The organism is Blautia sp. CGZ-1-C1 (genome assembly GCF_056504575.1).
Map to the genome: position 1 here is coordinate 55,494 of NZ_JBWLUT010000132.1, position 9,405 is coordinate 64,898.

General features: G+C 39.4%; 7 protein-coding genes and 1 pseudogene. 1 reads left to right on the plus strand and 7 read right to left on the minus strand.

Annotated features, from left to right (window positions below):
- Positions 1 to 409: 409 nt before the first annotated feature.
- The 3 genes from AC058W_RS12985 to AC058W_RS12995 form a co-directional block, all read right to left on the minus strand.
- Positions 410 to 1,687, minus strand: coding sequence for an L-cysteine desulfidase family protein (locus AC058W_RS12985; RefSeq protein ID WP_294439820.1), 1,278 nt, complete (start codon positions 1,685 to 1,687; stop codon positions 410 to 412).
- Positions 1,688 to 1,860: 173 nt separating this feature from the next.
- Complete coding sequence (locus AC058W_RS12990) at positions 1,861 to 2,241, minus strand: P-loop NTPase family protein (RefSeq protein WP_117676777.1); 381 nt, start codon at positions 2,239 to 2,241, stop codon at positions 1,861 to 1,863.
- 30 nt (positions 2,242 to 2,271) lie between these two features.
- Positions 2,272 to 3,159, minus strand: coding sequence for a putative ABC transporter permease (locus AC058W_RS12995; RefSeq protein ID WP_117676778.1), 888 nt, complete (start codon positions 3,157 to 3,159; stop codon positions 2,272 to 2,274).
- A gap of 500 nt (positions 3,160 to 3,659) precedes the next feature.
- On the opposite strand from AC058W_RS12995, the gene AC058W_RS13000 reads away from it, so the two are divergent.
- Entirely contained in the window at positions 3,660 to 4,592 is a 933-nt protein-coding gene (locus AC058W_RS13000) for an AEC family transporter (protein WP_118516854.1), read from the plus strand.
- Positions 4,593 to 4,819: 227 nt separating this feature from the next.
- On the opposite strand, the gene AC058W_RS13005 is transcribed toward AC058W_RS13000, so the two are convergent.
- The 4 genes and pseudogenes from AC058W_RS13005 to AC058W_RS13020 all read right to left on the minus strand — a co-directional run.
- Complete coding sequence (locus tag AC058W_RS13005) at positions 4,820 to 6,841, minus strand: FtsX-like permease family protein (RefSeq protein WP_294439814.1); 2,022 nt, start codon at positions 6,839 to 6,841, stop codon at positions 4,820 to 4,822.
- Entirely contained in the window at positions 6,834 to 7,601 is a 768-nt protein-coding gene (locus AC058W_RS13010) for an ABC transporter ATP-binding protein (RefSeq protein ID WP_117676781.1), read from the minus strand. Before AC058W_RS13010 ends, AC058W_RS13005 begins: the two co-directional genes overlap by 8 nt.
- Positions 7,602 to 7,801: 200 nt before the next feature.
- Positions 7,802 to 8,854, minus strand: a complete 1,053-nt coding sequence (locus AC058W_RS13015; protein ID WP_479390165.1) for a sensor histidine kinase — start codon at positions 8,852 to 8,854, stop codon at positions 7,802 to 7,804.
- Positions 8,855 to 8,881: 27 nt separating this feature from the next.
- Positions 8,882 to 9,405 (minus strand): annotated as a pseudogene (locus tag AC058W_RS13020) (response regulator transcription factor); the annotation flags it as partial.

Here is a 9,405-nt window from a genome sequence, read left to right on the forward strand (position 1 = left end):
GCTTTGAAAAGACTCTGTCTGTTACTCTGCATCTTCGTCTTTCAAAATCGCGTTTATCATAACATGTAAAAAACATACTGTCAATAATATACAGTTAAAATAATTGATAAGATTATGTAAAATGTTACTGTTCACTCCGTTCTCAGTAACACGCTTCGCGATGCACAGAATTTATGCTATTCGCATAAATTCGCGCGGTATGTCTCGGGATTTTGGCATTTTCATGCCAAAACACCTCGCGGGATAGTGACGTGTGAACAGTAACTGTAAAATTCATCTGCTATTCTTCCGTTTTCTTCTCATTTAAGCACATCTGTTTTTTATCGCAACGCTATCTCAAAAAAATCCCTTATATCAACAAAGCTAACGTTCCAACAACAATCATCGTTTTCATCTATTTCTCATACGATTAAACGCTTTCCAGCATAATCCGCAAAATTTCTTTATCTGTTTCTTTCATTCCTTCTTTGCCGATCTGTCCTACGCAGCTGATGGTTTCACCGGCTTCTTCCTTGAGAATTCCGGTGTATGGCGCATAGGACTGACCGTTCATAGCAAGATGATGTGCCAGGAATGCAGCATCAAGACTGGCGGCAATTTTCGCTGCACAGGATATTTTCGCTCCATCACAGATGATTCCCGGAATATTGGCAAGCGTATTCTCTATGGTCTTCTTGATCACAGAAAGTTCTCCACCGCCCATGTAAGTAATTCCGGCACCAGCTGCACAGGATGCGGATACTGCACCGCAAAATGCGGAAAGTTTACCTATATACTGTTTCTGATATACAGTTAGAAGGTTAGAAAATACCAGTGCGCGGTACAGTACATAGTCCGGAAGTTCCATTTCTCTGGCATACACGATCAGAGGTACAGAACAGGCAATTCCCTGGTTTCCGCTGCCTGAGTTGATGACTACCGGCATGTCACATCCGCCCATTCTGGCTTCGGAAGCTGCGGCTGTGAGACTGCGCATTTTTGTGAGCATATCATTGGAATAGGTTTCACGGATGATCCGGCCAATTCCAAGACCGTATTTACCAGTCATTCCTTCATGGGCGATTGCCATATTGCTGCGGATCTGATTTTCTATAATTTCTTTGACATCATCAAGTTCTACAGTATCTGCAAATGTTTTAATATCTTCCAGATTGAGCAGAGTTCTGTCTGCTGCAGCTGGAGTTTCACCGGATTTTTGATCTGAATCCAGCAGGACTTCCTGATTCTTTACAATTTTGGTTACATTTATATGATCGTATTTAATTTCCAGACTTACTGTGTCATATCCAGCCTGCATTTCTATAATAAAGTGCAGGACTACCGGGGAGTCCAGAAGTTCTACTTTGCATATCTTTTTGTCCAGAAGTTCACAACATCTCTTTCTTCCGGATTCATTTACCTTCGAAAGAACTTCCATATTCAGGGATGGGTCTCCGGCTACTGCACCAAGGACTACACCTGCTTCAATTCCAGTCAATCCGCCGGAGTTTGGAATGATAACACAACGGACATTTTTTATAATGTTTCCACTGCATTTTGCGGTGATATGTTCCGGTTCTTTTCCCAGAACTTCTCGTGCCCTGGCCGCTCCATATGCCAGTGCGATCGGTTCTGTGCACCCCATTGCAGGAACCATTTCTTCTTTCAAGATTCCTATATAACTCTTATATATCCTTTCATCTAACATTGTGCTGATGTCTCCTGTTCATTCTTAATTCTCAAACATTCGAAATCCGCTGATTTACTGCGTAAATCGCTACTTTCTCATGTTTGGCGGACCCTAAGTTCAAAAGTCTTATCGTGCAAGCACGAACGACTTTTTGACCTGATATCTGCATATTCAAGTATGACATACTACTATCAGAATGTCCAGAAAGAATCTGCTAAAACGTAATGCAGATTGTTATTAGATAACGCCATAACAACGGATCTCGGATTATACAGTTTTTCGCCAGACTGTGTATTATATCCATCATACCAAAGTTTTAATCCCTCACGACTCACCTTCAAAGCATTTTTATTTCTCTCTTGATATCGTTCATATAGCTCATCCACTTCCTGCTCTGTAAATCCAAAATATTCAGAAAATCTTTCTTCCCCTGCCATCGTATATTCGGCAAACATATTTAATTCTGAACCGCTGGAGTATTTTGCAATTGGGAGGATACCTGTCATATACACAAATTTAACATATGGACGATCTTTCAGCAGTGACCGCAAAAATGTAAGATACTTTTTCATAACCGAATAACTGCTTCGCAGTTTATTCGGTTAAAATCTATTTTTCAGTTCCTGAATCAATTCATAATAATCTCTATGTTTCATCTTCGGAAACGCCTTAATAATTCTTCCCTGTCCAACAATTGTATGATTAGTAATTGTGTTTGAAAGATCATCAAATTCTTTTTGAAGTTCAGCTTTTTTCTTGCGGAGCATTTCCAAAGATTTATCTTTCTTAAGTTCTGCCGAATCACGTAATTCAGCCCTTGCCAAAGCTGCCTGAACTTTCTTTTCTCCTACAGCCTGTGCTGTTTCTATTGTTGTAGTTGCCAGTGTATCACTGATTTTATCGCTTACAATCCTCATATCTGAACGGATCTTATCCAGTCTGGTAAGCTTTTTATTTAATCCCCGGATAACTGCTACTGTTACAATAAAATCAGCCAGATAAGCAGCATACAAAATTGCCAACACAACCCAGCCTAACAGGGAATCCGCATGCGATGACGTATGATTTTCTACATATCTCTGAAAAACCTTCACAACAAGAACAATTGCCAATCCCCATATCAACGAGAATTCCAGGCAGATATATCCATGGAAATTTAAAGGTTTATCCGAATAATCCCACCATCTTGCATGGAAACATACATCTAACAGCCATCCTGCTATCAGCTCTACTACTGTAGCTAAAATAACCCCAAATATAAATATCATACCATCACTCATCTGATAACCACTGCTTTGAAGCGTATTTATCATCGCAAAAACAGAGATTACTCCAAACCCGTACACCGGGCAAACCGGACCATTTAAAAATCCTCTGTTAATAACTTTTCCCAAAGTCACTGCATGGAAAATCACTTCAACAACCCAGCCTCCAAAAGAATACACCAAAAAATACCAGCATATTTGATAATAAGTCATTCCACAAATCAATTTTTACTCCTCCTTCTTCTTTAAAAATTAGTAAAATTGCTTACTTCATTAAATTATATGAAATCTCTTCCGACAGTTATCCAATTGCGAACGCTTATTTATAGCAATTTGTAACATTATAAAGTATTTTTTTTCCTTTTACAATCATGCTTTTATCAATTTTTATGATTGCAAAACCGAAAGAATCATTTTCATAGTATACCAAAATCATCCTAAACGAAAAAGAGTTCTGATTTTCTCAGAACCCTTTTTCATTCGTTAAACCTTTTCTAGCGCTGGCTCTTCTTCTGGCATATATGGGTTTGAGTCGCTGACAATTTCACTGTCAAACGCCCCGGTCGGCTCATCTGCATTTCCTGACAGAAGTGGTTTGTAAACCTTGAAATCGTCTTATAGAAGTTCTATAATATCCTCGATCGTTGGCAGATTTTCAAACACGCTCTAGGAACCAGACCTCTGCCAGCCAGATTAATTTTACAAGAAATGCAGGGGATAATTTTATGAACATCAGTATACTTCTCATGCAGCAGATCGTGCAGCTTTTTCTTATGATCTTCATGGGATATTTAATTGTAAAGACGGGACTTGTAAGGGACGACGACAGCAAAGTTTTATCGAAGATCATTCTTTATCTGATCGTTCCCTGCGTCATTATCAATGCTTTTCAGGTTGATTATACTACAGATACCGTAAAAGGACTTCTGATTGCTTTTGCCGCATCTGTTATGACTCAGGTGATTCTTCTTGTTGTTATTTCCGTAGCAGGAAGGCTTTTACACCTGAACGAAGTGGAAGTCGCTTCCGTTTACTACTCTAATTCCGGAAACCTGATCGTACCGATTGTCACATTTATTCTTGGACAAGAGTGGGTACTGTACGGATGTGTTTTTATGAGTGTGCAGCTTGTTTTTCTGTGGACTCACTGTAAGAAGATCATCAGTCGTGAAGCTTCTTATGACTGGAAAAAGATTATATTGAACATCAATATGATTTCCATATTTATTGGTGTTATACTTTTCTTTACAGGAATCCGCTTGCCGGAAATTATCGGAAATACGCTTGCTTCCGTTGGAACTATGATTGGTCCTGCCAGCATGATTGTAACAGGTATGCTCTTTGCAGGAATGAATCTGAAACAGATATTTGCAAATAAAAGAGTTTATTTTATCACTTTTTTGCGTTTAATAGTTGTTCCTTTGATTGCTCTTGTGCTGATAAAACTCAGCAATCTGGCTTCCTTTTCCGCGGATGGCAATAAGATTATGCTTATCGTCTTTCTGGCGATCATCACTCCATCTGCGTCTACAGTAACGCAGATGTGTCAGGTTTATGGAAATGATTCCAGGTACGCCAGTGCGATCAATGTTATGACCACTTTGTTATCAATCATTACAATGCCGGTTATGGTTATGTTATTCCAGATGATCATGTAAACTCAAAAAATCATAATTGATATTTAATAAAAAATTTGCGCGTCTAACTCATCACTAAAGTAACGAGAATGCGACGCGCAGTTATTCAAAAATATGTAGCATATAATCGTTTTGTTCATCGGAGGGTGATTTGTTCGATCAGAAACACGAGTGATTTAAGAATCTTCTGACCCTGATATTATTTTCGTTGTAACTGTTTACCTCGCAGTCAGCAGACTGCTGAATAGTTATTTTCTCTCCACAATATGATAGTAAGAACGCGCCGTTATAAGATAAATCAACCCATACACAACAGCAAAGATCAGAACTGTTCCTGCTGTGCATCCAATAAATAACTTCGTATTCGTCATTCCGAAAAGTAAAAGTAACCGGCGGATCATAGGAAATGCCATGGTAATATGAAGCATTGCCATTAACAGCGGGAGGAAAAATACCATCAGAATCTGTCTGCGGACAGAACTTCTGACCTCCCGGCGGCTTAAGCCAACCTTCTGCATGATCTCAAATCGCTTCTGGTCTTCATAACCTTCTGAAATCTGTTTATAATAAATAATCATAGCTGTTCCCATAAGGAAAAGAGAACCCAGAAAGATTCCGATAAACAAAAGAGAACCATTATCCGCATAATAGGACTCATATTCCTGCTGACGGATTCCGGAAATTATCCATGCATTCTCTGATAAACCTCCGCTTTTTTTCAAATCTTTAACAGTTTCCATTACCGGGGTTCCAAAATCAATCTTATCCGTCTCCGAACCAGTAATGTCCAGGCCAAGATGAAGTGTCAGGTCCTCTCCCGCAGGAGCAGAAGAAACTCCTTTATACATTTCTGTACGCATCTCATCAAATTTCTTAAAATCTTCATCTGTAACAACCAGCACTGCATTATCACTGACTGCATCTTCGCCACAGGTCAGAGGATTCTTATCCATCCATTTTTTCACTGTAAATTCTTTTTCATCAACAGTAACTGAATCTTTCTGCACTGCCGAAGGATACCATGCAAAAATTTCACCATCATTGAGATTTGCAGAAATTCCTGTAAGTCTTTCATATTCTGCCTGATCCAAAAGAGAAAGTACCAGTACTGAATCAGAATTTCGAATAGTATTTGTTGGTTTTATCAGAATCTGATCACCGTTTTTGCTGCATACGATATCCAGATAGATTTCCTCCACAGACTTTTCTACCGGAACTTTATTATCCGCAATAGTTTTTTCAAAAGCCTCTATTGCGGTCTGACATTCTTCTTCGCTTATGCTGGTAACAGACATATCAACATCATACGGATAGCGATTCAGCATAATATCATTCATGCCGAAATAAATGGAAACTGTCATGGAAATCATAAGCAGAACGCCTGTACTTAATATACAGATACTTGCCAGACCGATTGCGTTCTGCTTCATTCGATAAAGCATTCCCGATATGCTGATAAAATTTCCAGTCCTGTAATAAAAACTCTTTCTGCGTCGGAGAAATTTCAGAATCACAATACTTCCTGCGGTAAAAAGCAGATAAGTCCCTGCCATAACAAGAATAACAGCAAGAAGAAATATCGTAATTGCCTTGATTGGAGATTCAGTCGTAACCGCAAGGTAATAACCTGCGCCAAGGCAGATAAAACCAATCAATGCCATAAGCCATTTTGCTGCCGGTTCTTTTTCTCCGGTATTATTACCGCGAAGTAATTCTACCGGACGACTTAAATGAATTTTCGCAAGGTTCAGAAACAGAATCATCAAAAATATGATGCCAAACATAAACAGACAGGTAAAAATCCCCTTTACTGAAATATAAAATCCAAGCACTGAAGGGATATGAAGCAACTTTAACAGCAAAAGAAGTGCCAGCTTACTTCCAATAATTCCGGTTGCAATACCGCCGGCAAGTGAACCTATTGAGGTAATGATCGTTTCAAGAAACATTACGATTCCAATGTGATTTCTTTCCAGTCCAAGAATATTATAAAGGCCTATCTCTTTCTGCCTTCTCTTCATCAGAAAACTGTTACTGTAGATCAGAAAAATAATACAGAAGATCTCTACGACTATCTCTCCTGTAAACACGATCATACGCACTTCATCCGCCTGACGCACTGCCTGATCCAGTGTCGGGCAGTCACGCAGAAATTCCATCATATAAATCATTGCAATACAGAAAATACAGGTGATCATGTATGGAATATATGTGCTTTTGTTGTTTCGGATATTCTGTTTTGCAAGTCTGGAAAAAATCCTCTTATGCATGCTGCTCACCACCTGTCGTAAGTATCGTAAGCGTATCCGCGATCATCTGATACATTTCCTGACGCGATTTACTGCCTTTGTATATCTGATGAAAAACTTCTCCGTCTTTGATGAAAAGGACTCTGGACGCATGGCTGGCTGCCTGTGCACTGTGTGTGACCATGAGGATTGTCTGTCCCTCTGCATTGATTTCACCAAATACGGAAAGAAGTGCTGATGCCGCCTTTGAATCAAGTGCGCCCGTCGGTTCATCCGCAAGAATCAGTTTGGGATTCGTGATCAACGCCCTTGCAACAGCAGCACGTTGTTTCTGACCACCGGAAACTTCATATGGAAATTTATCCAGAATTTCTGTGATCTTAAGAGCCTGCGCAATCGGGCGGATTTTCTGTTCCATCTCACGATAATCTTCTCCTGTAAGAACAAGTGGAAGATAAATATTATCTCTCAGGCTAAAGGTATCCAGCAAATTAAAATCCTGAAAAACAAATCCAAGATTTTTCCTTCTGAATGCTGATATTTCTTTTTCTGTAAGGTGTACGATATTTTTTCCTTCCAGAAGAACCTCTCCGGATGTCGGACGATCCAGAGACGCAAGAATATTCAGCAAGGTCGTCTTACCGGAACCAGATTCCCCCATAATCGCGACAAACTCACCTTCCTCTACAGAAAATGTAACATTTGAAAGCGCCTGTACCTTGTTTCCCCCGAAACGTGTACTGTATATTTTTTTGATATTTGTAACTTCAAGCAAAGCCATAAATGGGGCTCCTTTCTTTTAATTGATACCGTAAGTATAAGAATTTTTTACGGCTTCTGCCATCGAAACAGGTTACATTATATGAAAAAACCTTACATTTCTGTAAGGTTTCGTGTCACTTAGATATTAGTAAGTTTCCATCCATTATTAGGTAGTTTTCCGGTTGAAGCATAGAGCTATCTTATATTAATTCGAAAAAATTAATACATATCCAAATCTTTACCAGAAAATTCAAAAAATACTTTCGTTCCTTTTCCTTCCGTAGAAGTTATATAAAGGCGATGTCCCAGTTTATGCATAATCTTGTTGCTGAGATACAGTCCGATACCTGTTGCGCGGTTATCGTCCCGTCCGTTTACCCCGGTGTAGCCTTTTTCAAAGATTCGCGGAATATCTTCTGCACGAATACCAATTCCGGTATCTTCAATGACCAGGGTAAGGTTTTCTACTTTATTGCAGCCATCATTTCCTACTGAAATACTTACATCATCTGTATCCAAAGTTAATTTTTTCTCCAGATAAATTCGGATTCCTCCGGTCCGGGTATATTTCAGGGCATTGGATAAAATTTGTCCGATCACAAATCCCAGCCATTTTTCATCCGTCAGAACATCCTGCGAAATACTTTCATAAGTAAGTGTGAGTTTCTTTGAGACAAAAATTCCTGCATATTTATGAATCTGATCACGTATGATCCTGTCAAGAGAACAACGGGAAAGCTTAAGATCCGAAGACATATCCTCTGTCCTTAGATAACCAAGAACCATCTCCACATACTGCTCAATTTTAAAAAGTTCCGAAAGTTTCTCTTTATTTTCCTCAGGACTCTCCTGAAGCAAAAGACGCAGTGCAAAAATCGGCGTTTTGATCTGATGTGCCCACATCGTATAATAATCTGTCATGTCTTCAGACGACTTCTGGCTGGCAGTCTCCACATCGATACGCATCTGATCCAGCTGCTGCATGATTTCCTGTTGAAGTCTTTCAGCCTGACCAACAGGAGAATCCAGCTGCGAAAGATTAATATCCGGTGCAGCTGCGATCAGTTCCAACTGTTGTACCTTTTTCCTGTATCTGTAAAATCCGTTCAGACACGCACAAATTCCGGTTAATAACCAGAAAACAGTAACATACACCATCGGTTCTATCGGCAGCTGATAAAGAAAGAAAATTATTTCTGCAAGTATTACGGGAAACATCTGCAGAATGATATAGAATTTAATTTTGTTTATATAATCCAGAAATAGTTTCATAAAAAATCCTTTTGTTTATACTGCGCCTTATACCATATATCCAAGACCTTTTTTGGTAATGATAAATTCTTTCAGCCCTTCTTTTTCCAGTTTCCTGCGCAGGCGGGTAATATTCACAGTCAGCGTATTGTCATCAATAAAACTGTCGCTCTCCCATAGCTTCGTCATAATCGCATCTCTGGAAACAACCTTTCCGGCATGCTCCATCAATATTTCCAGAATACGAAGCTCATTTTTCGTAAGATCAATATCGTTTCCATTCCACGTCAGGGTACAGCGGGAAGGACTCAGAACAACTCCATTATATTCCAGAGAGAACATTTCCCGGAGTTCCAAAGGAATATGCGCGGCGCAGAATCGCCTGAATTTTTGCAGTCAGTACATCCATATCAAACGGTTTTGCAATAAAATCATCTGCACCGCGGCTCATTGCCATAACCATATTCATGTTATCTGCCGCCGAAGAAATAAAGATAACCGGAACCTGAGAAATTCTGCGTATTTCTTCACACCAGTGAAAGCCATTATAGAAAGGCAGCTTCAGATCCAGC

Coding starts and splice junctions, on each gene's coding strand:
- AC058W_RS12985 (WP_294439820.1), bottom strand. CDS start 1,687: ATGTTAGATGAAAGGATATATAAGAGTTATATAGGAATCTTGAAAGAA.
- AC058W_RS12990 (WP_117676777.1), bottom strand. CDS start 2,241: ATGAAAAAGTATCTTACATTTTTGCGGTCACTGCTGAAAGATCGTCCA.
- AC058W_RS13000 (WP_118516854.1), top strand. CDS start 3,660: ATGAACATCAGTATACTTCTCATGCAGCAGATCGTGCAGCTTTTTCTT.
- AC058W_RS13005 (WP_294439814.1), bottom strand. CDS start 6,841: ATGCATAAGAGGATTTTTTCCAGACTTGCAAAACAGAATATCCGAAAC.
- AC058W_RS13010 (WP_117676781.1), bottom strand. CDS start 7,601: ATGGCTTTGCTTGAAGTTACAAATATCAAAAAAATATACAGTACACGT.
- AC058W_RS13015 (WP_479390165.1), bottom strand. CDS start 8,854: ATGAAACTATTTCTGGATTATATAAACAAAATTAAATTCTATATCATT.